The sequence below is a fragment of the Prosthecobacter sp. genome (assembly GCF_049294395.1).
Classification (GTDB): Bacteria; Verrucomicrobiota; Verrucomicrobiia; order Verrucomicrobiales; family Verrucomicrobiaceae; genus Prosthecobacter.
The window spans coordinates 25,346-47,864 of sequence record NZ_JBAQCR010000112.1; the positions used below are offsets into that span (position 1 = coordinate 25,346).

A 22,519-nucleotide genomic window follows, 5' to 3' on the forward strand; every position below is an offset into this window, starting at 1 on the left:
ACTCATGCTCCCGGTCTGGGGCGGATCAGCAGCACGAGCAGGAGCGAGAACACGCAGACCATGGCGAAGACGCCGAAGATGACGTTGAGCGGTATCTCCATGTCGCGCATCCTGCCGAACCCCCAGTCGGCCAGTCCGCCGCACATCATGCTGACGAAATTCATGAGACCATAACCTGTGGCTCGCATGTGAGGCCGCACAATCTGGCTGAGGATGGGCATGTTGTTGCAGTCAAAGAAGCCCCAGCCGACGCCAAACAGAACCAGTGATGCGATGGCGAGCGCGAAGGAGTTCAGGGCGGGTGCATTGCCCACACCAAACATGGCGGGAACGATGAGCATCATGCCGATGGCGCTGACGTAAATGCGGCCTCGGTCGCTGTGCCGCATCCAGCGGTCAGCAAGCCAGCCGCCTAGAATCGCTGAGAGCAGCGCCGCGCCCTGCCAGTAGAGCGCAGCAGAAACACCCGCCTTGCCCTGACTGATGTCGAAGGCCTTTTGCAGGATGGCGGGCATCCAGTCGCGCACCACCCATGCAGCCAGAGCGGGCAGGGTGAAGTAGAACACGAGCAGGATGAAGTTCCGATTGCAGAGCAGTTCTCCAAGAGCGCCGCCGCGCGCGGTGGGGCTCAGCGCCTCCTGCGTGTCCACCTGACGTGGCACATCGCGCAGAAGCAGCAGCAGCGGGATGGCATAGAGGATGCCTGCCAGTCCTGTGAAATCGAACATGAAGCGCCAGCCAAGCTGCGGCGCATCCGCCACGAATCCGGCAAACCCGCCAACCATCACGCCGCAGTAGATGCCCATCTGGTGCACTCCAATGGCACGCGAACGCGTCCCGGCGGTGTGATAATCGGCGATCAAGGCCAGCGCTGCGGGAATGTAAAAGGCCTCGCTGATGCCCATCAGCGTGCGCGCCCAATAGAGCTCATTGAAGCTGCCCACATGTCCCGTAAGCCAGGTGATGAGCGACCACACAAACAAGCTGCCGCAGATCGTCAGCTTGCGGCTGAAGCGATCCGCAATGTACCCGCCGATGGGGCTGCAAATGGCATAGACCCATTTGAACGAAGCCAGCATGTGACCCCAGTTTTCCTCAGTGCCGATGTCCTTGATGTCGCCCATCACGGAGACCTTCATGGAGGCGATCATCTGGCGGTCCAGGTAGTTCAACAGCGCCACTGGAAACAACAACCCCACGACCAGCCAGGCACGGCGCATGAGTGGGGATGGGGCGTCAACTGAGGGCAAGGACGAAGACATCCCGCCATTAATCACAACAGTTCCCGGACGGAAAGCGTGAATTCATGCCCAGGCTTGATCAGCGCATGATTGAACCCACATCACAAGGGCCTCAAGGCTCTTCTAAACGATAGCCGATGCCCGGCTCGTTGACGATGCGCGGGCCGGCTTCGCCAAGTTTCTTGCGCAGGTGATTGATGTGCACGCGCAGGCCTTCGCTCGGATCGCTGGACTGACCGGCCCACACCTGTTTCATGATCTGGTTCTGCGTGACGATGCGCCCCGCGTGCTCGGCCAGCACCTTGAGCAGCGCGAATTCGGTGGGGGTGAGTTTGATCGGTGCCTCATCCAGCGATGCCTCATGATGCAGCAGGTCCAGCTTCAAGGCACCGACGACAATCTCGGCGCTCTGGCGCGTGAAACGACGGCGCTGAATGACCGTGAGACGAGCCAGCAGTTCAGCGGTGCCGAAGGGTTTTGTCACATAATCATCCGCGCCGATTTCCAGAGCTTCGACCTTGATGGTCTCCTGATCGCGCACGCTGAGGATGAGCACGGGGACATCGCTCCACTCTCGCAGCCGCTTCAGCACCTCAATGCCGTTCATGCCGGGCAGACCGAGATCGAGCAGCACCACATCGGGTCGGTGAAACGCCGCCTCCTGCAGACCGAGCTGGCCTTCGGCTGCCTCACAGACCTCATAACCGCGCGACTCCAGCACCATGCGCAGCAGGCGGCGCATCTGCTGTTCGTCGTCGATGATGAGGGCTTTGCTCATGCGGTGCTGCGGGTTTTCACGGGAAGGTGCAGCACGAATTCAGCTCCACCGGTGGGATGAGTGTGCGCTTCAATGTCACCTTTCATGGCGCGCATCAAGCCGCGTGCTATGGCGAGCCCCAGACCGGTGCCGCCAGCGGGTGAGTCAGGAGCACGGTAAAATTTTTCGAACAACTGGTCTTCAGCCCCCAGCGGCAGACCGGGACCGTGATCGCGCACGCGGAGTTCCAAAGTACTGCCGGCAAGCGAGGCTGCGATTTCGATATGAGTGCCTGCAGGCGCATAGCGCGTGGCATTGTGCAGCAGGTTGCCCAGCACCTGGGCGAGCAGGCGGCTGTCGAGCCTAAGCAAGGGAAGATCCGTGGTGCCTGTGATGAGCAAAGGGTGCGCGGCCAGTTCTTCCTGGATGGGCTTGGTGGCAGCGTGCAGCACATCGCCGATCTCGCACCAGTCGGGCTGCGGCTCCAGCGCCTCGGATTCCACGCGTGTCATTTCCAGAAAGCTTTCGACGATGCGCTGCAGACGGCGATTCGCGGTCTCAATCTCCCGGGCATACGGATTCCCCTGCCCCAGGCCGTCCAAAGCCGTGCGAATGATGGCGATGGGTGTTTTCAGCTCATGAGCCACGCTGTCCAGCAGCGTGCGGTGCAGGCGCTCAGACTCCGCCAGCAGCTCGGCGCGATGTTTCAGCTCCAGCAAATGCTCACGCTCCTGATGATGCTGCGCCAGTGCGGCCTCGCGCGCACGCAGCCGTGTGATGAGATGCCCCATGCTCAGCGCCACCACGAAAAACAGGCTGAACATCACCATGTCCTGCGGCTTGTCGATGTGCAGCGTAAACTGCGGCGGGATGAAAAAGTAATTCCACACCAGGGCGCTGACCACCGCCATCATCAGCACCGGCCCACGGTTCCACCATGTGCCCGCGAGCACGATGGCCATGAGAAAGACCAGTGCGACAAAGAGATCCCCCGTGTAGGGCAGCAGCACCCAGCAGGTGGAGGCCAGCACAAACACCAGCGTGAGTCCGCAGCTGTACTGGCCCACTTCCGCCAGAGAAACCGGCGGGCGGGGTGATGGTGCACTGGAGCTCTCGGTGGCAGACATGGCGGGGCTTGGTTTGGTCACCTTCACCGCAAAAGAACGGCCCGCCAGTAAACAGCCGCAGCGATGGCGTTAAGAAAGTGTAAAAGCAGCGCTCAAGTCTCCTCCAAACGGTAGCCGATCCCCGGCTCGTTTTTGATCTCCAGGGTGGAGCCTTCGAGCTTTTTGCGCAGGTGATTGGCATACACGCGCAAATATTGGCTCTGCTGCTCCGCCTGCGGGCCCCAGACGGCACGGAGCAACTGCTTCAAAGTAACAAGTTTACCGGCATGGCGCACGAGCTGTGCGAGCAGCGCATATTCGGTGGGCGTGAGTTTGAGAGAATGGCCATTCAGTGACGCCTCGTGATGCACGGGATCAAGCACGAGTGGGCCAAGTTGCAGATTGGCCGCGTCATGGGCTCCCTGTCGGCGCTGGATTGCGGTAAGGCGTGCGAGAAGCTCCGCCGTGCTGAAGGGCTTTGAAACGTAATCGTCCGCTCCGGCATCGAAGGCGGCGAGTTTGACGGATTCCTGATCGCGCACGCTGAGGATGAGCACGGGGACGCTGCTCCATTCGCGCAGCCGTTTTAGCACATCGACTCCATCCATGTCGGGCAGACCTAGATCGAGCAGGATGACATCGGGTTTGAGAAAGACCGCCTCCTGCAGCCCCATCTGTCCTGACTCGGCCTCCCTCACGGTGTAGCCCTTCGACTCCAACGCCATGCGCAGCAGGCGGCGGATCTGGATTTCGTCGTCGATGATGAGGGCCGTCATTGGGAAGATGGAACGAAAGCGGACACTCGATTGATCTCAATCACAAACTCCGCGCCGCCGTCAGGATGATTCCGCGCGGTGATGTCCCCGCCCTGCGCCTGAACGAAGCCACGTGCGATGGCCAGCCCGAGACCGGTGCCGCCTGCGGGTGATCCCTGCACACGGTAGAACTTTTCGAACACGCGCCGTTCCGCGCCAGCAGGCAGGCCGGGACCATGATCGCGGATGACCAGGCGCAACCGCTGATCTCGAATCGTGGCGCTGATGTCAATGGCGGTGCCTGCGGGAGTGTAGATGGCGGCATTGTGCAGGATGTTGGCGACGGCCTGGGTGAGCAGGGCGTGATCAATTTTCAGCAATGGAAATTCATCGGCCAGTTGAAGCCTTACTGCATGCGTGGTCAATGGATCGCCGATGGCGTGCTGCGCTGCGGTGATGACATCGCGCAGATCGCACCAGTCGAGATTGGGTTTGAGCACCTCGGATTCGAGCTGTGTCATCTGCAGCAGGCTGTCCACCACACGCTGCAGCCTCTGCGTGGCGGTGGTGATCTCGCCGAGGTAGGGGCTTCGCGAACCATGCATCCCTTCGAGTGCGGCGGTGATGATGGCGATGGGGGTTTTCAGCTCATGCGAAACGCTGTCCAGCAAAGTGCGGTGCAGTTTCTCCGACTGCGAGAGCATCTCTGCGTGGCTGACGGCCTGGATGAAGTGCTCCTTTTCCAATACGAGAGCGATCTGAAGCGCAAAAGCTTCGATCATCTGCCGTGTGACAAAGTCGAGGCGAGATGTGTCCTCAAACTGCACGCCCAGCACGCCCATGGTGGCGGTGGCAGTTTGCAGCGGGAACCAAGTGGCGGCGGACTCGGGCAGGGTGTCGGTGTAACGGCCCGCGCACTGCTTGTTCTCATAGCTCCAGGCCACGACACCCCACTCTTTGGGCGAGGGCTGGAAACTGCTGGCCTTGTGCGCGGCCTTCGGCAGCGAACGATCCTGCTCGCGCACAATAAGAGCGGTGTTTGCATTGAGCAGTTCGTTGATCGTGCGCAGCGCCTCGGCCAGGCCCTTTTCCGGCTCGGCGGCCAGTGCGGCGCTCTGCGTGACGCGCAGGAGTGCATCTGTCTGGCGAAGACGGCGGCGCTCCGCCACCTCGCGCATGCGCAGCCGAGAAGTGAGGCTGCCCATGCTGAGCGCCACGATGAAGAACATGCCGAACATGATCCAGTCCTCCGGCTTGCTGATGTGGAAGGTGAAAATCGGCGGGATAAAAAAGTAATTCCAGCACACAGCGCTCAGCGTGGCCATCATCAGCACTGGTCCGCGGCTGAAACGAAGCGCCGCGATCACCACCGCGAGCAAAAAAACCAACGCGACAAACATGTAGCCGGTGAATGCCACCAGCCCCCAGCACACGCTGGCGATGGCAAAAATGGCGACAATGGCCCAGCTGTATTCGCCAATGATCGAGTCCTGCAGCGGCTCCTGCAGAGGGGCGATGTTGCGCACCTTGTCTGCGGCGGCCAAAGGCCGCACGACACACACATCGATGTCGCCACTGCCGACAATGAGCGTGTCAGCGAGCGACTTGCTCCACATCCCTGCCTTCTCCGGCTTGCCGACGACAATCTGCGACACGTTGCGTTCGCGGGCGACCTGAAGCAGGGCCTCGGAGATGTTCTCCCCAGTCACGGAAACGACTTCCCCGCCGAGCTTGCGTGCGAGGCCGAGTGAACGGGTGAGGCGATCCTGCTCGATGGGAGTGAGAACACGCGAGCCTTCCACCCAGACAACGAGCCAGGGGCAGTTCAGCCGCGTGGCGGCGCGGCGCGTCCAGCGGATGAGGCTTTCGGCATAGGGACTCGGGCCGACACCCACCATGAGGCGTGCATTGGTTTTCCATGGGCTGCTGACACGTTTGACGCGGCGGATGTCCTCCAGATCCCGGTCCACATGCTCGGCGGTGAAGCGCAGAGCCAGCTCGCGCAGCGCAGTGAGGTTGCCTTCCTTGAAGAAGTTGCTCACCGCATGCTCCGCACGTTCGCCCAGATAGACTTTGCCGTCGGCCATGCGCTCCAGCAGCTTTTCGACGCTGAGGTCGATGAGCTGGATCTCGTGTGCGACATCGAGGATCGAATCGGGAACAGTCTCGGAGATGACCACGCCGCTGATCTGCCGCACGATGTCCACCTGGCTCTCGATATGCTGGACGTTGAGCGTGGTGTACACATCGATGCCCGAATCGATCAGCTCCAGCACATCCTGGTAGCGCTTTGCATGGCGTGAACCGGGAGCATTGGTGTGGGCAAGTTCATCCACGAGCACGAGCTGTGGCCGTTGTGCCAGCACGGCATCGATGTCGAACTCCTCCAGCGTGAATCCCCGATGTTCGAGCTTCTTGCGTGGCAGAAGACGCATGCCTTCGAGCAACACAGCCGTCTCGGAACGACCATGCGTCTCCACGATGCCCACAAGAACATCCACGCCTTCTTTCACCCGCTGCCTCGCAGTCTGCAGCATCGCATAAGTCTTGCCAACGCCAGGGCACATACCGAGGAAGATGTGGAGTCTTCCGGATTTGGACACGGCATCCGCCAGCCGCATCTGCGCTAGCAGTGCATCAGGGTCGGGACGGTGGTCGTCATTCATGGCCTGCGGCGGTTACTTCAAGGCATCGAGACTCAGATTCAACTTCAATACATTCACGCCAGCATCGCCAAAGATGCCAAGATCAGGCTTCTCAGTGCTGGCAGCGATGAGTTCTTTCACCTTCTCAACACTGAGGTTGCGGGCCTTTGCGACGCGGGCGGCCTGGAGCTCGGCGTTCTTCACGCTGATGTGCGGATCAAGGCCGCTGCCCGAGGCCGTGACGGCATCCGCGGGAACGGCGTCTTTGTCACTGAGGCCGTTGGTGCTGCGGTAGGCTGCGATGCGCTCTTTGAGAGCGTCGTTCAGCTTTTGCGAGGTGGGGCCAAGATTGCTGCCGCTGGAATTGGCGGCGTCATACCCGGCACCTGCGGCGCTGGGGCGCGGGTGGAAGTACTGAGCGGCGGCGAAGTTCTGGCCGAGGAGATCAGACCCGCGCACGGCGCCATCTTTGTCCGTGATGAGACTGCCATGGGCTTTGCTATTGAAGCCGGCCTGGGCGGCGCCGGTGACGATGAGCGGATACAAACCGCAGGTGACAATGGCCAGAACAAGGGTGGCGCGAAGGGAGACAAAGAGGGAGTTCATGATATTAAGCGAGGTGGAGGGTGGCGACGATGACATCAATGGCCTTGATGCCGATGAAGGGAACGATGACACCGCCAAGGCCATAGATGAGCAGATTGCGCTGCAGCACGGCGGCGGCTCCAGCAGCACGATAGGGAACCCCTTTCAGCGCGAGCGGAATGAGGGCGATGATGACGAGCGCATTGAAGATAACGGCGCTCAAAATGGCGCTCTGCGGACTGGCGAGGCCCATGACGTTCAGCGGACTGATCGCGGGAAACGTGACCATGAGCATCGCCGGAATGATGGCGAAGTATTTGGCAATGTCATTGGCGATGCTGAAGGTGGTGAGCGAGCCACGCGTCATGAGGAGCTGTTTGCCGATCTCGACGATCTCAATGAGCTTCGTCGGATTGCTGTCCAGATCGACCATGTTGCCGGCCTCACGGGCGGCCTGCGTGCCGGTGTTCATGGCCACGCCGACATCGGCCTGGGCCAAAGCCGGGGCGTCGTTGGTGCCGTCACCTGTCATGGCGACGAGATGGCCTTCGGCCTGCTCGGCACGGATGCGGCGCAGTTTGTCCTCGGGCGTGGCTTGGGCCATGAAGTCATCCACACCCGCCTCGGCGGCAATGGCGGCGGCGGTCATGGGATTGTCACCCGTGATCATCACGGTGCGGATGCCCATTTTGCGCAGCTGGGCAAAGCGCTCCTTGATGCCGCCTTTGACGACGTCCTTGAGTTCCACAACACCGAGCACGCTGCCGCCCTCGCACACGACGAGCGGTGTTCGTCCGGCGCGTGAGGCAGCTTCGACGACCTTTACAACTTCCTGAGGATAAACACCGCCCAGGTTTTCAATGTGGGCTTTGATCGAATCCGCCGCTCCCTTGCGAATGCTGCGGCCATCGAGATCGACACCGCTCATGCGGGTCTGCGCTGTGAAGGGAACAAAGGTGGCATGCGGTGCGGCAAGTTCGCGGCCGCGGATGTTGAACTTCTCTTTGGCCAGCACCACGATGCTGCGGCCTTCGGGCGTTTCATCGGCCAGGGAGGCAAGCTGCGCGGCGTCGGCGAGCTGTTGCTCAGTGACGCCAGGAGCGGGACGGAAATCGGACGCCATGCGGTTGCCGATGGTGATGGTGCCGGTTTTGTCGAGCAGGAGCACATCGATGTCTCCTGCGGCCTCAACGGCACGCCCGCTGGTGGCCATGACATTGCGGCGGATGAGACGATCAATGCCACTGATGCCGATGGCGCTGAGCAATCCGCCGATGGTGGTGGGAATCAAGCAAACGAGCAGGGCGATGAGCACGGGCGTGGAGAATTCAACGCCGGAATAGATGCCAAAGGGACGAAGAGTGATGCACACGAGCAGGAAGATGAGCGTCATCGCGGACAGCAGAATGGTCAGCGCGATTTCGTTCGGTGTTTTCTGGCGTTTTGCACCTTCCACCATGGAGATCATGCGGTCGATGAAGGTGTTGCCCTTCTCCGAAGTGATGCGGATGACGATGCGGTCGCTGATCACACGAGTGCCGCCGGTGACGGCGCTGCGGTCGCCGCCGCTCTCGCGAATGACGGGGGCAGATTCACCGGTGATGGCGGCTTCATCCACGCTGGCAATGCCTTCGATCACCTCGCCGTCAGCGGGAATCACATCGCCCGTTTCACAGACGACAATGTCGCCTTTTTCCAGTGCAGGAGCAGGCACGCTGGTCTCGACACCATTTTTCAAACGGCGTGCGAGGGTGTCCTTGCGCGCGGCACGCAAGCTGGCAGCCTGGGCTTTGCCACGGCCTTCGGCGACGGCTTCGGCGAAATTGGCGAAGAGCACGGTGAACCAGAGCCAGATGCTGAGCTGGGTGATGAAGCCGTGGTCCGCCCTGGCGGTGAAGATGCTCACCGTGGTGAGCACCGCGCCGACCAGCGTGACGAACATGACGGGGTTCTTCACCATCAGACGCGGATCGAGCTTCTTGAACGACTCGCCGATGGCCGGGACGAGAATGGAAGCATCAAAGAGAGATGTGGGTTTGTGTGACATGGTGGTGGGGCCGATGGCCTGCTGAATTGGATGAATGAGTGAATGGAAAGAGATGAGAGAGGCTCAGGAAAAACGGATGCTGAAGGATGCGAGGAGGGAGGTGCTGCTGCGTGCCAGCGAGTCGCCGCGCTGAAAGGCGGGCGAGCTGTTGCGCAGGTACCGCATCTCCACCCGGAAGAGCAGATTTTTGCTGATCTGGCGGTCCACGTTGAAGGACAGGCCGGTGAGAGATGTCCTGCCCGGCAGGCTGATGATGACACCCGAGGCGTCATTGTAGTGCTCCACCCGGAAGGCGGTGGCCCAGTGGTCATCCAGCTTCCATCTCACGATGGCATTCGGAGAGCACCAGATGTTGTTGCCGCTGGTCGCACGCTGCTGCCAGCCGATGTCAAAGCCCAGATACATGCTCACGGTGCTGCTTAGCACCATGTGCGCATACAAATTGTTGAAGTAGCGCATGCGGCGCTGGTCGTCTGGAAACTCGCTGCCGATGTAGGTGCTCCAATTCAGCAGCAGGCGGTCATGGGGCGTCCAGGCCACCTTGGTGCCAAAACCCGGCAGGCTGTTACCCGCCAGAGGGCGGACACGCTGCCAGCCATCCACCACGAGAAACGCGAGCTCCCACTTCTTGCTCGGCTTCCAGGTCAGGCGGCCACCTGTCAGGAAGTAGGGCGAGTTTTCCGCCATGAGGCTGCGGCTCAGCGTGTAGTTGTCCGCTGAGATGGCGCTTTCAAAACCGATGTGTGAGCTGAATTCCCCCACATCCAGCCAGAGGGTGCGGCTGCGGTTCAGCGCCACTCCGACGTAGGTGTCGTAGAAATGCTGCAGCAGATTCGGCTCCGCCGCCAGGTTCTCCCGTGAATAGGTTCCCGCCATGAGTCCCAGGCTGCCATGGTACCAGCCTCCATTGAGCTCGGCCTGGATGAGCGCCAGATTAATCGCCGGGGCGTCGGTGCTGGTGTGGTTGTAAAGGAAGGCTGGCCTGCGGTGGTTGGCAGGCTCGTTGAAGTCGTAGCCGTAGTAGCTGTCCAAAAAACCTTTGTAAGCCACAGTCGGCGTGTCGTTTTCCGCCAGCACCATGGCGGGTGCCAGCAAAAGCAGACTGAAAAGGGATGCTTTCATGATGCAGAATCTCCGTGGTGATTTGCCTGGTTTAGAACAAGCGGCCCTGCGCCGTGAGAAAATGCTCAACGATGGGACCGAGGGCGAGAGCAGGCAGGAAATTGAGCGCGCCAATGAGCAGCACGGTACCGATGAGCAGCGCGGTAAACGTGGCGCCGTTCACTGGAAAGGTGCCCGCGCTCGGGGGCACAGCTTGCTTGCCCGCGAGTGAGCCAGCCAGCGCCATGATGGGCACGATCATGAGGAAGCGGCCGACGAACATGGCAACGCCAAGCGTGGTGTTGTACCAAGGGGTGTTGGCCGTGAGACCTGCAAAGGCGCTGCCGTTGTTGCCAGTGGCGGAGCTGTAGGCGTAGAGCATCTCACTGAGGCCGTGCGGGCCGCTGTTGTTCAGACCGGCGACGCCCCAGTCACTCACACAGGCCCAGGCGGTGAAGCCGAGGATGCTGAGCGTGAGCACCAACAGCGTGAGCATGCAGAGCTTGACCTCCTTGGCCTGGATCTTCTTGCCCAGATACTCCGGCGTGCGGCCCACCATGAGTCCGGCGATGAAGACAGCGAGGATGACAAACACGAGCATGCCGTACAAACCAGCGCCCACACCGCCGATGACGACTTCACCCAATTCTATCATAAACAGCGGCACGAGTCCGCCGATGGCGGTGAAGGAGTCGTGCATCGCATTCACCGCGCCGCAGGAAGCAGCGGTGGTGATGGTGGCAAAGAGCGCTGAATTGAAGATGCCAAAGCGCACCTCCTTGCCCTCCATGTTGCCATCCGCAGCGGCGATGCCGAGCTGCTGATGGATCGGATTGCCAGCGGCTTCAGAGTGCGCGCAGACGAGCACACCGCCGACAAAGAGCACCATCATGGCGGCCCATACGGCCCAGCCGTGCGCTTGATTTTTCACCATGCGCCCGAGGTAGTAGGTCAGACCACTGCCGATGGCGAAGATCGAAAGCATCTGGATGAAGTTCGAGAGCGGCGTCGGGTTTTCGAAAGGATGTGCGGCGTTCGCATTCATGAATCCGCCACCATTGGTGCCGAGCATCTTGATCGCCACCTGCGAGGCCATCGGCCCCTGGGCGATCACCTGCTCCGCACCTTCCAGCGTCTTCACCTTGGTGTAGCCGTCAAAGTTTTGGATCATGCCCTGCGAGACGAGGAAGATCGCGAACACAACGCAGATCGGCAGCAGGAGGTAATAGGTGACGCGGACGAGATCGGCCCAGAAGTTGCCGACGGTCTTCACGGAACTGCGTGCAATGCCCCGCACCAGTGCTGCGGCGATGCCAATGCCGACGGCAGCAGAGGTGAAGTTATGAAACGTCAACCCGACCATCTGCGAGAAATAGGACATCGTGGCCTCACCGCCATAGCTCTGCCAGTTGGTGTTCGTCGTGAAGCTGACGGCGGTGTTGAAAGCCAGGTGATGGCTCAAAGCCGGCAAGCCCTGCGGATTGAGCGGCAGGACATCCTGCAAGCGCAGGATTGCATAAGTGAAGACCACGCCTACGAGGCTGAAGGCCAGCATGGCAAAGGTGTACTGCCGCCACGTTTGCTCGCGCTGTGGATCGATGCCGATCAGCTTGTAGGTGAGCTTTTCCACGGGTTTGAGCACCGGATCCAGCCAAGTGCGCCCGGAGGTGTCGAGCACCTGCATGAGGTACAGGCCCATCGGCTTGGTGATGAGTGTGAGGATGCCCAGAAAGAGGGCGAATTGCAGCCAGTCTGTGGAGTGCATGAGGGTATCAAGTTAGAATTTTTCAGGACGCAGCATCGCCACCGTGAGGTAGGCGAGCAGGGCGAGGGCGATGAGCCCGACGAGGATGGTTTCCATGGCGCGGGTGGGATTAGAGGGTTTCACAGCCACGGGCATAGAGCCCGGCGAGGATGAAGCAGGCCACTGTGAGGCCGAGGTAGATGAGGTCGTTCATGGCGTGGTGGAATGTTGTTCCACCGCCAAGATGCCTGCTCACCGGATCCTGCCGAGTTAAAGGCAGGACGTGCGGCGTCAAAAATGCGTTAAAGCGAGGCTTAAATCTCCACCTGCTGCCCCAGCTCGATCACCCGGCCCACCGGAATCTGGAAGTAAGTGGCGGGCTGCTGCGCCAGCTTGCTGGCGAAAGCGAAGAGGTGCTCGCGCCATCTCACCATGCCTGGTTTCGGGCTTGGAACGATGATTTCGCGGCCCAGGAAGAAGGTCGCTTTCTCCGCCGAGACCTCCAGATCTTGATTGGAACATTGGCGCAGCAGGCGCGGCACATCGGGCTTCTGCATGAAGCCGAAGCGGCCGGTCACACGCCAGAAACCTTCAGCGAGACGTTCGACTTCCACACGGCGGCTCGGCGGCACCCAGGGTTCGTCCTCGGTGATCAGTGTCATGAAGATGACGCGCTCATGGATGGCCCGGTAATGCTTCAAGCTGTGCAGCAGCGCAATGGGGGCACGACCGCTGGTGCTCGACATGAAAATGGCGGTGCCGGGCACGCTGATGGGAGGGCTGCGCTTGAGGCTGTCACAGAGCATTTCCTGACTGAGCGAGCTTTTCTCCATCGAGGCGCGCACCAGACGGCGGCCCGTGGCCCAGGTTGTCATGAGCGTGAAGATGATCACACCGACCACGAGCGGGAACCAGCCGCCGTCGAAGAATTTCACCAGGTTGGCGCTGAGGAAGGCGATCTCAATCGCGGCGAACAGCAGGCATAGCGGCAATGTTTTGAGCAGCGACCACCGCCACAGATGACGTGCGGCAAAGTAAAACAGGAAGGTGGTGATGAGCATGGTCATCGTCACGGCCACGCCGTAGGCAGCGGCCAGATTCGTCGAATTGCGGAAGGCCAGCACCAGAGCCAGGCAGGCCAGCATGAGCAGCCAGTTCACCAGCGGAATGTAGATCTGACCGCGGGCGTGTTCCGACGTGTGGCGGATGCTGAGACGTGGCAGGTAACCTAGCTGCACGGCGCTGAGCGTCAGCGAGTAGGTGCCAGTGATGAGCGCCTGCGAAGCGATCACCGTCGCTGCGGTGGCGAGCAGCACGAGCGGCAGTGTGGCCCAGGAGGGAGCCATTTGGAAGAAGGGTGCATGTGCCAGATCCGGCTGCTGCATGAGCATGGCCCCCTGGCCGAGATAGTTCAATGCAAGCGCAGGCAGCACGAGCGAAAACCAGCCACGGCGAATCGGCCCGGCGCCAAAATGCCCCATGTCCGCATACAGCGCCTCGCCGCCGGTGACGGCCAGAAACACACTGCCAAGGATCACGAATGACTTGTGGCCGCCGGTCGTCAAAAAATGCCAGCCGTGCAGAGGATTGAACGCCGCGAGGATTTCCGGGCCCTTGATCAGGTGCGACACACCGAGTGCTGCGAGTGACACGAACCACAGTCCGGTGATCGGACCAAAAAAGCGCCCCATGCGTGCCGTTCCAAGGAACTGCACCGAAAACAACGCGATGAGAATCACCATGGTGATGCCCATGATGAGCCACTCCCGCTGATCGTCCCATAACAATGCGGCAGCCGCATCCACAGGCGGGCTGCCGAGCAAGCCACCATCCTTGAGCCCCTCGATGGCGCTGAGCACGGAAATGGCGGGCGTGATGATGCCATCACCAAACAGCAGTGCAGCGCCAAACAGGCCGAGCAGCACGATGACAGCACGGCGTTTCAATGCCTCAGACATGCCATGCGACGCCAGTGCCATAAGCGAGAGCACGCCCCCCTCGCCCTTGTTGTCCGCACGCAGAATGAAGACGAGGTATTTGATACAAACGAGCACGATCAGCGCCCAGAGCACCAGCGAAACGACCCCCAGCAGATTTGCGTGCGTCGCGGCCACATGATGCGGGCTGTGCGGACTGAAGCACTCTTTGAGGGTGTAGATCGGGCTGGTGCCGATGTCGCCGAAGACCACACCCAGCGCCGCGATGACGAGGGTGGTGGTGGAATGCTTGTGGAGGCCGGGCTTGTCTGTCGTGTCGTTCATGACGGCGGGAGGATCATCAGAAACGTTCCGGCCTCCAGTGAACGCCCTTGATGGGTGAGTTAAGAATGTGTGAAGATGCTGACGCCTCCCGCAAAAGCCGGATTAATCCAGGAAGGAGCAGATGTATTCGCAGATGCCGGAGCTGACGCTGATGTCGAAGCCGCTGTTGGCTGGAACATCGAAATACTGTCCGCCCGTGTAAGTGGTCTTGGCATCGCCGCCATCGAGCTTCACGACGCAGTCACCGGCCACGATCTCCATGCGCTCCGCCTTGGCGGTGCCAAAATGGAAATCACCGGGATAGATGAGGCCCAGGGTTTTCTTGCTGCCATCAGGAAACAAAACGCTGTGGCTGACGACTTTGCCGTCAAAATAGACGTTCGCTTTGGTGACGGCGGTGACTCCGGAAAATTCGGCGGGGATGGCTGACATAGGGTGCGAGAAATAGGCGATCTTTTCGCACGCGGCAAGCACCGACCTGCTTATTGACTCACAACGGATTACTTCACCGGCACCCCTTGCAACAGGCCGATCGCGGCCCACGAACATCCCCAGTAGGTGTAAATGCCGGTGGCATCCTTGAAGGATTTCGCTTTGGCTGGGCCGCTGCGGTCGACCTGGCTGATGTGCGTTATGTCGATGGGCCAGCTGCCATCTGCGCGCTGGGTCTGGAGCAGCCAGAGCTGGGCACGCGCGATGGCGTTCGCCGTGGGTGGATCCGTGGCGTTTTCCTGCAGCACATAGAGCACCTGGCCGGTGGCGAGAACGTCGCTCATGTTTTCGCCAAGAATGTAGCTCCAGCCTCCATCGCCACGCTGTCGTTTGACGATGTCTTTGACCAAAGCGCTGGCTTCATCCGTTTTGCCAAAGCGGCGTGCATAGAGCGTGCGGAAAACGAGCGACTCCATGGTGGTGGGAGTGTCCTTCTTTTGCAGCGCTGGGGCGGCCTTGGTCTGCACCCCGGCGGCCTCAGGTGCCGCCGGCTGCGGCGTGGCGAGGGCGATCAGATGGAGGCGCAAGGCATTGGCCTGAGCATCACCCGCGCCTCTTTTCTGCATGCCGGAAAACTGCCCCGCAGGAGTCCATGAACCATCCGGCTTTTGATCCGCAGCAATCAGTTTGGTCAATTCAGACGCGGACCGCTCCGGGAGGGCCAGGATCATCAGCGCGGCTCCCTCAAGCCCCGACCGCTTGTCCGTCGCACGCTCGACCGCCCATGCCTGCCATTCCTCGAACTTTTTAGCATCCACGGCAAATCCACGCCGCTGGGCTTCGCGGTGGCTCCACAGCATCTCTGGCATGTGATGGCAGCCGTTGCAGTTTTTGGCAGTCATCCATTCCTCCCCTTCCCTCTCAATAAAGCCGAGACTCTTGGTGATGCCGGCGCGGAGTTCCGTCTCGCTCGGCGGCTTTACCGGCTCCGCAGTTTTCGCCGGAGCTTGCTTGGCTGCCTCAGCGGGATTCGCCGCTGCCGGGGCCTTGTCATCCGCGTGGACAATCGACACAGCGCCCACCATCAGCACGAGCAGATACGTCAGGTTGCGAGTCTCGTTCATACAGCCTTGAACGCTCTTGCGGCGGAGTTTTTGCAACTGCGGCCTGCCGCTTTTGTTGGACAATCGCAGGCTGACCGAAATTTCCCACGCGACAATCACTCCCACACGCCCAGCTTCACCAGTTGCTTCGTGGCGGCTCCGGCCCAGTCACGATTGGCAGCTGGGCTGGCAGGGCTGGGATGGAGGACACGGCCGGTTTGGAAGCTGCCGTGCATGGCTTCTTTGGCACGCAGGGCACGCTCTTCAGCGAAGGCACCGACACCGATCACCCACTCGGGCTGCAGGGCGGCAATGACGGCGCGCAGATGTGCATCACAGGCCACTTCCATGGCGGTGGTTTCGGCGGCGGGCAGTTTGTCCGGCGTGTGGTTGCGCCCGCTGGCCTCGATGAAAACGAGCGGGCAGTAGTTGGCGACGAAGTGGTCTTTGAAGAAGGCTTCCGCTTTGCCGAACCTCTGGGCAAACAGGCCCCACAGGCGTCTGCCGCTGACTTCGGAATTCGGGCAGTCAAAGCCGACGACGGGGCGCTTCGGATGCTCGCGCTCCGGTTTGCCCACAGGCTCATGGATGCCCATCCAGTCACGCACGGCGGCGATTTCCCCGAAGGGAACGCCTGTCTGCGTCATGCCAAAGGGGCCGGGGTTCATGCCCACGAAGACGACACGTTTTTTGCTGCCGCCAAAACGGCGCAGATAGGCCTCATGCGGCACCCAGGCGTAGTCGAGCGGCTGATAGACATGCTCGACCGGCGCGGCAAAGCGCAGCGGGCGCAGGGTTTCGCGCAGGGTCTGGGCGGCGGAGATGAGGGCGTTGGCGGGCATCAGTGCATGAGATGCGCGGAGATTCGTCGAGTCAAGATGTGCAAAAAGAACTCGTATCCTCAAACTCGTCCGCTAGAGTTTGAATCCGTAATGCGAAACAACCTGAGCTTCGGAATCCTGGTGGCGGCCTGCCTTGCGGCCTCATCGTTGTCGGCGGAAAACGTCAAGATCGTGCTCAAAAACGGCGCTGAACTGCGCGGTGAAGTGCTCAAGGACCGCGAAGATGCCGTGGTGCTGGATCTCGGTCACACCGTCCTGACTGTGCCGCGCTCGGAGATCTCCATTTTGGAAAAAGCTGGCTCGTCTGCCGCCAAAACTGCCGCCGTGCAGGGCGAGGACATCTACTTCGTGGAGCCTGCCCGCGAAGCCATGACGGTGGAAAAGAACGTCCAGCGCGTGGCGGAGTCCGTGGTGCAGATTCAAACGGCCTCCGGTCTCGGCTCCGGGTTCATCATCAACAAGCTCGGCTACGTCATCACCAACCAGCACGTCATCGCCGGAGAGCGCGAGATCACCGTGGTGGTGTATCGCAAAAAGCCCGACGGCCTGGAGAAGCAGCAGTTTACGAAGGTGAAGATCATCGCCATGAACGGCTTCCTTGATCTCGCCATCCTGCAGATCGACGACGCTGCCGTGGCCAGCCTGCCGTTCGTCCCCATGGGCGACTCCGATGCCCTCACGCAGGGTCAGGACGTGTTTGCCATTGGCAGTCCGCTGGGGCTGGAGCGCTCGGTCTCCAAGGGCATTGTCAGCATCCGTGCACGCGAGAGCGGCGGCCGCTGGTACATTCAAAGCACGACGCAGATCAACCCCGGCAACTCCGGCGGGCCGCTCTTCAACGCACGCGGCGAGGTCGTGGGCGTGAACAACATGAAGACCGCCGGTGTCGGCGTCGAAGGCCTGGGTTTTTCGATTCCTTCGAACGTGCTGAAGCTCTTTCTGAAAAATCGCGAGGCCTTTGCCTTTGACCCGCGTAATCCCAACAGCGGCTTCCGCTATCTTCCTCCGCCTGCACCACCCCAGGAAAAAATTAAGCCGGAATCTGTAACCACAGGCGGCTGATTTTTCTGTACTTCGTATCATCCTCTTCCTTCCATCTTCTATGAAACGCGCCTCCATCCTCTTTTCACTGCTGCTTGCCAGCATCCTCCCCGCCTCCGCCGCCGACCGGCTGGAGCAATGGTACAATCTCATGCCCAAGGACACGGTCGGGGTCATCGCCATCAAGAACACTCCGGAACTGCTCACCGACTGGGACAAGAGCAGCTACGCGAAGTTCATGCAGGACGACGAGGCCAAACGCTGGATGGCCCCCATGCGCAAGGACGGCGACACTCCCTGGGACAAGTTTTTCAAGGACACCTACGGCAACGGGATGTACGACACACTCAAGGATTATCCAGGTGCGCTGGCGAGCTTTCTGGTGATCGGAGACATCACCCAGTTCGACAAAAATCCGCCGAATGTCTCGCTGTGTGAAGTCGCCGGCAAGCAGAAGGAGATCGAGGCCCACAAGCTCGCCGAAGTGGAGGCCAAGAAAAAGGAGAACGCAGACGTCAAGCTCCGCACCGAGGACATCGGCGGCGTGAGCGTGCAGATCGCCGCGCTGTCTGACGCTGCGGATGCGCCCTGGATTCTGGCCTGGGCGGTGGTCGGAGACGTGATGATCGAGGCAAACACCCACGCGCTCATGGAATACATGATCGGCGCCCTGAAGAACAACGCCGGTGATCCACCCGGAGCCGCACGCGAGCACCTTTCCCGCATCGGCCAGGTGACCAACGGCGGCGGTGACATGCTGCTTTATTTCAACGGCGTGAGGCTGCTCGACCTCGGCGAACAGGCGTTCGCGGCTGCGGAAGCCAAAAAGAAAGCGAACGGGGAGAAGGCTGCCGCCGGCGGACTCGACATCTTCAAGCCGAAGATGATCATGGACATGCTCGGCGCGCAGGAACTGCAGGCCTTTGCCATCACGGCAGAATTGACGGACACCCAGTCACGCATGGACGTGACGATCCTGCATCCGCAGAAGCCCACGGGACTTCTCTCCTTGATGCGCGGTTCCAGCAACGAAGTGACGCTGCCCGCCTTCATCCCCGCCGGCATCCTGACCGCCAGTGTTTCACGCATGGATTTCGGCACGGTGTATGACGGCCTCCTTGGCATGATTGCAAAACTTGGCCCCATGGCGATGATGGTGACGATGCAGATTCCTCAGCTCGAAGGCCAGCTGGGTTTCAAGATCCGTGAGGATCTCTTCGGCAGCCTGGCCGATGAAGTCATTCAGGTGCAGGATGGCAGCGGCACCAAGGAAAGCCAGGTCATGGGCTTCAAGATCAAGGATGCCGACAAGCTCGGCGGCGCGCTCGAAGGTCTGAAGCGCTACGTCGGCGCCGGTTTCGGCGCGTTTGAGGAAAGCGATTACCTCGGCTTCAAAATCAACACGCTCAAATTGACCCAGACGGCCAATGCCGCCAACGAAGTCGCCTTCTGCAACACCGGCAAGTATCTGTTCATCTCTGTGGGCGGCCAGGACACACTGAACAAAGTCCTGGGTCGCATCAAGGATCCCTCCGGCCCCAGCGTCTGGGACGATCCGCATGTTCAGAATCTCCTCTCGCTCGTTCCCAAAAACTACAGCGGCGTCGGAGTCACGGATGCCGGTCGCTTGATGAACACGATCGCCACCGCCGCCGCCACGCTCGAAAGCAAAACTGGAGCCAAGGGCAAGGCGGCCGCGAAAAAGAAAGGCCCCGGCAGGAAAACCCTGGCTCCCGAGGAAGCAGCCTCCGCTGCTGCCAGCAGCTGGTTTGACGCCAGCGCACGTCCTTCCAATGAGACCTTCGAGCGCTACTTTGGCAGCCTTCTCAGCACCACTTATTCCCATCCGGACTCCATTCAGGTTCACTACCTGACCACGCCCGTCGAGGCCAAGTAAGTTCCCCACTCACTATCGCACGCCATGCGTCTCGCTTTCCTGCCGTTGCTCTTTGCGACCAGCGTTCTTGCTGACAAACCCGCACTGTATTTCGACGGCCCGGAGATCGTGAAACTCGACTGGAACACCGCCAGCCCGCATGCCGCTGACTTCAATGGCGATGGCCTGACCGATCTTGCCATCGTCAATGCTTCACGGGCGCGCATCGAGTTTCTCCTGCAGCGCAAGGACGGCGTGCAGCCCGGTGCTCCGGAAAAGTCCGCCCGCGCCGACCGCTGGAACCCGATCCTTGAAATCTCCCGCTTCGACAAGCAGCCGCTCGTCATCGGCCGTGCCGCGCTCGCCCTCGTCGTGGGCGACTGGAATGGCGACAAGAAGGCGGACATCGCCTTCCTCACCGATGAGGACAAACTCGTGCTGCGCATGCAGGACGACAAAGGTGCCTGGGCAGCCAAGCGCGAGTTCACCCTCGACTCCACCGCAGATGACACCGAAGTTCTTGTCGCGCGTGATTTGAACGGTGACGGACGCGATGACATCGCCCTGCTCACCAGCACGCGTTTGATGGTGCTGCTGCAAACCAAGCCCGGCGAGTGGGCGGAGCCGCAGAACTACGCATTGGGCGAAAGCGGCAGCGCTGGATTGGCCAGCACCGATCTCAACGACGATGGACGTGCCGACCTATTCTACACCGCCCCGGACGGTGACGCGCTGCTCGTCCGCCTGCAGCATGAAGGCACCACCTTTGGCGAGGAGTGGCGGCTGGAAATCCCCGCCGCGCGCCACTGGCTGCATGCCATCCGCCTGGGTGGCAAGAAATCCGGCGTCGCCTGGATCCAGGATGAAACGAACATGGTGGAAGTCGCGAAGCTCACCCAAGGCACCGCCGAACCCGACTCCGACCACGCCGCCACCATCCGCTATGCCATGCCGCCCACGGAATCCAAAAACGGTGCCGTGGCCTATGGTGACCTGACCGGAGACGGGCATGCTGACGTCATCATGTCCGAGCCCAAGGCAGCACGTGCCTGGTTGTTTCAGGGCAGCGCCAGCGGCGCCTTCAGTGAGGGGCGCGAGTTTCCCATCCTTAGTGGTGTGGAGTCCCTGGCCATCGCCGATGTGGATGGTGACAAGAAAGCCGAGCTCGTGCTGCTCAGCCCCGGTGAGCAGTCCATCGGCGTGGCCCACTGGCAGGACAACCGCCTGCTCTACCCCGAGATCATCTACCAGGCCAAAGAGGGCGAAACCCTGCTCACCCTGACCACCGACTCAGCCGTTCTTTGCGTCACCGAGATCAAGTCCAAGCCCCAGCTCGTCACGCTGCGCAAGACCGCCGGAGCCAAAGGTTTCACCGCCACCACACAGGAGCTCACCGTCAAGACCGGCCGCATCAACGGCATCCGCGTCGTCGATGCCAATCAGGATGGCCGTGGCGATCTCGCCTTGTTTTCCAATCTCGGTCCCATGCAGCTGTTGCTGAGCCCCACGGACGCCAAAGCGCCCTACAAGCGCGTCGAGGGCATCCCGGATTCCTTTGTCAGCAAACTCACCCCCGCCGCACTGACCACGGGCGATCTAGATGGCGACGGCAAGGCGGAGATCATCATCGCCCATCAGCAGCTGGCGCGTGCGTTCAAGGTCGATGCCGATGGCAAGGCGACCATCGTGGAGCAGTTCAACGCCCCCGATGCCGCCGCCGAGCTGCACAGCGCGCTGGTATCCCGCAAGGGCGGCAAGGTCTCCGTGCTGCTGATCGACGCCACGCACAGCATGCTGCACGAGCTCACCGCTGGCACCGACCGCGTCTTCCGCGCGGACCACACCCATGCGCTGCCCGCCATGACGCCTGAGCAGTGCATTCTGGTGACTGCGGAGCAAAGCACCAAGCTGCTGCTGCTTGGCAAAACCAGCTTCCAGATCGCTCCTTTGGATGGCTCCACGCTCAAACTCGAAACCGTGGCCACCTTTGACAGCGAATTGAAGGACACTACGCCCTCAGACCTCATGGCCGCTTCGTTCTCCGGCGAAGATGTGGATGACATCGCCCTGATCGACACCGCCAAAAGCCGCGTGGTCGAAATCTTCCAGCCCGCCGCCGGGCAGAAATGGGAGAGCGCCATGTACTTCCGTGTCTTCGAGACGGATCCTCATTTCCGTGGCAAAATGGGCCTCGAAAACGAGCCGCACGATTACGCCGCCATGGATCTCAATGGCGATGGCCGCCTGGACCTCTGCCTCCTGACGCATGATCGTGCGCTGCTCTACGTGCGGAAGAAGTAGGCCCAAAATTTGGCGATAAACTCCTGCGACCAGGGAGACCAGACCAGCCAGGACACCGTCGTGGCACAGGTGCCGCACCAGAGGAAGAGCCGGTAGGCCGTCAGCTTTGCCATGGAAAACTTGAAGGTGATCAGCATCATGGCCCACACGGACTCCAGCGTGTAGGCCAGCCACATCGCAACGGGAAAGCCTGAGTAGAGCAGGGCTGCCGTCCATACCGCCAGCAAGATCTCCACGAAGAACAGCAATCCGCTGCTGAAACCCATGAGATCGTCCCACCAGTCGGTGGTAAACACCACATTGCCGCTGCTCCGCTGGATTTCGAGTCGCCGATTCTCCACCAGCAGTGGCGGCCGGTTCCTGGAATAGGCCGCCTGGAAGGTCTTTTCATCCACCAGCAACCCGGAGAAAGAGCTTTCGTCAAAAGGCACCACGATCTCCTGCGCATCATGCCAGTTGGGGTCGAAATCGGCCTGTCGAGATTTGCACATCACTTTGGCGGGTGCCTCCCCCATGTTTTCCTCCTCGGCACGGTTCAGGATTTCGAGGGAAATGTCATCAGGGCTCAGAGGAGAGGCAGCATCTTGAAAGTCGATGTGTTGCATGACATTACGGCTTTTCATTTTGCGGAAATTTCACTAAGACCTGGCGTGAATACCCGATGTAAAATGAGACAGGCAAT

19 protein-coding genes are annotated in these 22,519 nt (G+C 60.8%); 3 read left to right on the top strand and 16 right to left on the bottom strand.

Going from position 1 to position 22,519, the window contains the following annotated elements; translation table 11 throughout:
- Nucleotides 1–2: 2 nt before the first annotated feature.
- The 15 genes from WAW39_RS06995 to WAW39_RS07065 all read right to left on the bottom strand — a co-directional run bounded on the left by WAW39_RS06995 (nucleotide 3) and on the right by WAW39_RS07065 (nucleotide 16,619).
- A complete protein-coding gene (locus WAW39_RS06995) occupies nucleotides 3–1,220 on the bottom strand; it encodes an MFS transporter (protein ID WP_422317175.1) in 1,218 nt (405 codons plus the stop codon).
- A 133-nt stretch (nucleotides 1,221–1,353) separates the two neighbouring features.
- Nucleotides 1,354–2,019, bottom strand: coding sequence for a response regulator transcription factor (locus tag WAW39_RS07000; RefSeq protein WP_422317177.1), 666 nt, complete (start codon nucleotides 2,017–2,019; stop codon nucleotides 1,354–1,356).
- Nucleotides 2,016–3,125, bottom strand: coding sequence for a sensor histidine kinase (locus tag WAW39_RS07005; protein ID WP_422317179.1), 1,110 nt, complete (start codon nucleotides 3,123–3,125; stop codon nucleotides 2,016–2,018). Before WAW39_RS07005 ends, WAW39_RS07000 begins: the two co-directional genes overlap by 4 nt.
- A gap of 92 nt (nucleotides 3,126–3,217) precedes the next feature.
- Complete coding sequence (locus WAW39_RS07010; protein ID WP_422317180.1) at nucleotides 3,218–3,880, bottom strand: response regulator; 663 nt, start codon at nucleotides 3,878–3,880, stop codon at nucleotides 3,218–3,220.
- Complete coding sequence (locus WAW39_RS07015; RefSeq protein ID WP_422317181.1) at nucleotides 3,877–6,525, bottom strand: DUF4118 domain-containing protein; 2,649 nt, start codon at nucleotides 6,523–6,525, stop codon at nucleotides 3,877–3,879. The genes WAW39_RS07010 and WAW39_RS07015 overlap by 4 nt, the downstream gene beginning before the upstream one ends.
- Nucleotides 6,526–6,537: 12 nt before the next feature.
- On the bottom strand, nucleotides 6,538–7,113 hold the full coding sequence (kdpC, locus tag WAW39_RS07020; protein WP_422317259.1) for a K(+)-transporting ATPase subunit C: 576 nt from the start codon (nucleotides 7,111–7,113) through the stop codon (nucleotides 6,538–6,540).
- A 1-nt stretch (nucleotide 7,114) separates the two neighbouring features.
- Nucleotides 7,115–9,136, bottom strand: coding sequence for a potassium-transporting ATPase subunit KdpB (kdpB, locus tag WAW39_RS07025; RefSeq protein WP_422317182.1), 2,022 nt, complete (start codon nucleotides 9,134–9,136; stop codon nucleotides 7,115–7,117).
- A gap of 63 nt (nucleotides 9,137–9,199) precedes the next feature.
- Nucleotides 9,200–10,258, bottom strand: coding sequence for a porin (locus WAW39_RS07030; protein ID WP_422317184.1), 1,059 nt, complete (start codon nucleotides 10,256–10,258; stop codon nucleotides 9,200–9,202).
- 31 nt (nucleotides 10,259–10,289) lie between these two features.
- Nucleotides 10,290–12,002, bottom strand: a complete 1,713-nt coding sequence (kdpA, locus tag WAW39_RS07035; protein ID WP_422317186.1) for a potassium-transporting ATPase subunit KdpA — start codon at nucleotides 12,000–12,002, stop codon at nucleotides 10,290–10,292.
- Nucleotides 12,003–12,014: 12 nt separating this feature from the next.
- Entirely contained in the window at nucleotides 12,015–12,125 is a 111-nt protein-coding gene (gene kdpF, locus WAW39_RS07040; RefSeq protein ID WP_422317188.1) for a K(+)-transporting ATPase subunit F, read from the bottom strand.
- The gene (locus tag WAW39_RS07045; protein ID WP_422317190.1) at nucleotides 12,112–12,237 is read right to left on the bottom strand and encodes a hypothetical protein; all 126 of its coding nucleotides are present in this window, start codon (nucleotides 12,235–12,237) and stop codon (nucleotides 12,112–12,114) included. The genes kdpF and WAW39_RS07045 overlap by 14 nt, the downstream gene beginning before the upstream one ends.
- A 58-nt stretch (nucleotides 12,238–12,295) precedes the next feature.
- Nucleotides 12,296–14,242 (bottom strand): potassium transporter Kup, encoded by a 1,947-nt coding sequence (locus tag WAW39_RS07050; RefSeq protein ID WP_422317192.1) that lies wholly within the window; start codon nucleotides 14,240–14,242, stop codon nucleotides 12,296–12,298.
- 102 nt (nucleotides 14,243–14,344) lie between these two features.
- Nucleotides 14,345–14,674, bottom strand: a complete 330-nt coding sequence (locus WAW39_RS07055; protein ID WP_397381525.1) for a pyrimidine/purine nucleoside phosphorylase — start codon at nucleotides 14,672–14,674, stop codon at nucleotides 14,345–14,347.
- A gap of 68 nt (nucleotides 14,675–14,742) precedes the next feature.
- Nucleotides 14,743–15,798: a hypothetical protein gene (locus WAW39_RS07060; RefSeq protein WP_422317195.1), complete on the bottom strand. Its 1,056-nt coding sequence runs from the start codon at nucleotides 15,796–15,798 to the stop codon at nucleotides 14,743–14,745.
- A gap of 95 nt (nucleotides 15,799–15,893) precedes the next feature.
- Nucleotides 15,894–16,619 (bottom strand): uracil-DNA glycosylase family protein, encoded by a 726-nt coding sequence (locus WAW39_RS07065; protein WP_422317197.1) that lies wholly within the window; start codon nucleotides 16,617–16,619, stop codon nucleotides 15,894–15,896.
- A gap of 90 nt (nucleotides 16,620–16,709) precedes the next feature.
- On the opposite strand from WAW39_RS07065, the gene WAW39_RS07070 reads away from it, so the two are divergent.
- Genes WAW39_RS07070 through WAW39_RS07080 form a run of 3 tightly spaced genes read left to right on the top strand, consistent with a single transcriptional unit; the run spans nucleotide 16,710 to nucleotide 21,837 of the window.
- Nucleotides 16,710–17,681: a trypsin-like peptidase domain-containing protein gene (locus tag WAW39_RS07070; protein ID WP_422317199.1), complete on the top strand. Its 972-nt coding sequence runs from the start codon at nucleotides 16,710–16,712 to the stop codon at nucleotides 17,679–17,681.
- A gap of 40 nt (nucleotides 17,682–17,721) precedes the next feature.
- A complete protein-coding gene (locus WAW39_RS07075; protein WP_422317201.1) occupies nucleotides 17,722–19,557 on the top strand; it encodes a hypothetical protein in 1,836 nt (611 codons plus the stop codon).
- Nucleotides 19,558–19,581: 24 nt separating this feature from the next.
- Nucleotides 19,582–21,837, top strand: a complete 2,256-nt coding sequence (locus tag WAW39_RS07080; protein WP_422317203.1) for an FG-GAP repeat domain-containing protein — start codon at nucleotides 19,582–19,584, stop codon at nucleotides 21,835–21,837.
- Here the strand turns inward: WAW39_RS07080 and WAW39_RS07085 are convergent.
- Entirely contained in the window at nucleotides 21,819–22,442 is a 624-nt protein-coding gene (locus WAW39_RS07085) for a hypothetical protein (RefSeq protein ID WP_422317205.1), read from the bottom strand. The two genes, WAW39_RS07080 and WAW39_RS07085, sit on opposite strands and share 19 nt — an antisense overlap.
- Nucleotides 22,443–22,519: the final 77 nt, after the last annotated feature.

What these genes read in the sequence shown, in the direction of transcription:
- WAW39_RS07085 (WP_422317205.1), bottom strand. Translation starts at nt 22,442, where the DNA reads ATGCAACACATCGACTTTCAAGATGCTGCCTCTCCTCTGAGCCCTGAT.
- WAW39_RS07000 (WP_422317177.1), bottom strand. Translation starts at nt 2,019, where the DNA reads ATGAGCAAAGCCCTCATCATCGACGACGAACAGCAGATGCGCCGCCTG.
- WAW39_RS07065 (WP_422317197.1), bottom strand. Translation starts at nt 16,619, where the DNA reads ATGCCCGCCAACGCCCTCATCTCCGCCGCCCAGACCCTGCGCGAAACC.
- WAW39_RS07030 (WP_422317184.1), bottom strand. Translation starts at nt 10,258, where the DNA reads ATGAAAGCATCCCTTTTCAGTCTGCTTTTGCTGGCACCCGCCATGGTG.
- WAW39_RS07050 (WP_422317192.1), bottom strand. Translation starts at nt 14,242, where the DNA reads ATGAACGACACGACAGACAAGCCCGGCCTCCACAAGCATTCCACCACC.
- WAW39_RS07010 (WP_422317180.1), bottom strand. Translation starts at nt 3,880, where the DNA reads ATGACGGCCCTCATCATCGACGACGAAATCCAGATCCGCCGCCTGCTG.
- WAW39_RS07060 (WP_422317195.1), bottom strand. Translation starts at nt 15,798, where the DNA reads ATGAACGAGACTCGCAACCTGACGTATCTGCTCGTGCTGATGGTGGGC.
- WAW39_RS07080 (WP_422317203.1), top strand. Translation starts at nt 19,582, where the DNA reads ATGCGTCTCGCTTTCCTGCCGTTGCTCTTTGCGACCAGCGTTCTTGCT.
- WAW39_RS07075 (WP_422317201.1), top strand. Translation starts at nt 17,722, where the DNA reads ATGAAACGCGCCTCCATCCTCTTTTCACTGCTGCTTGCCAGCATCCTC.
- kdpB (WP_422317182.1), bottom strand. Translation starts at nt 9,136, where the DNA reads ATGTCACACAAACCCACATCTCTCTTTGATGCTTCCATTCTCGTCCCG.
- WAW39_RS07070 (WP_422317199.1), top strand. Translation starts at nt 16,710, where the DNA reads ATGCGAAACAACCTGAGCTTCGGAATCCTGGTGGCGGCCTGCCTTGCG.
- WAW39_RS06995 (WP_422317175.1), bottom strand. Translation starts at nt 1,220, where the DNA reads ATGCGCCGTGCCTGGCTGGTCGTGGGGTTGTTGTTTCCAGTGGCGCTG.
- WAW39_RS07015 (WP_422317181.1), bottom strand. Translation starts at nt 6,525, where the DNA reads ATGAATGACGACCACCGTCCCGACCCTGATGCACTGCTAGCGCAGATG.
- WAW39_RS07055 (WP_397381525.1), bottom strand. Translation starts at nt 14,674, where the DNA reads ATGTCAGCCATCCCCGCCGAATTTTCCGGAGTCACCGCCGTCACCAAA.
- kdpA (WP_422317186.1), bottom strand. Translation starts at nt 12,002, where the DNA reads ATGCACTCCACAGACTGGCTGCAATTCGCCCTCTTTCTGGGCATCCTC.
- WAW39_RS07005 (WP_422317179.1), bottom strand. Translation starts at nt 3,125, where the DNA reads ATGTCTGCCACCGAGAGCTCCAGTGCACCATCACCCCGCCCGCCGGTT.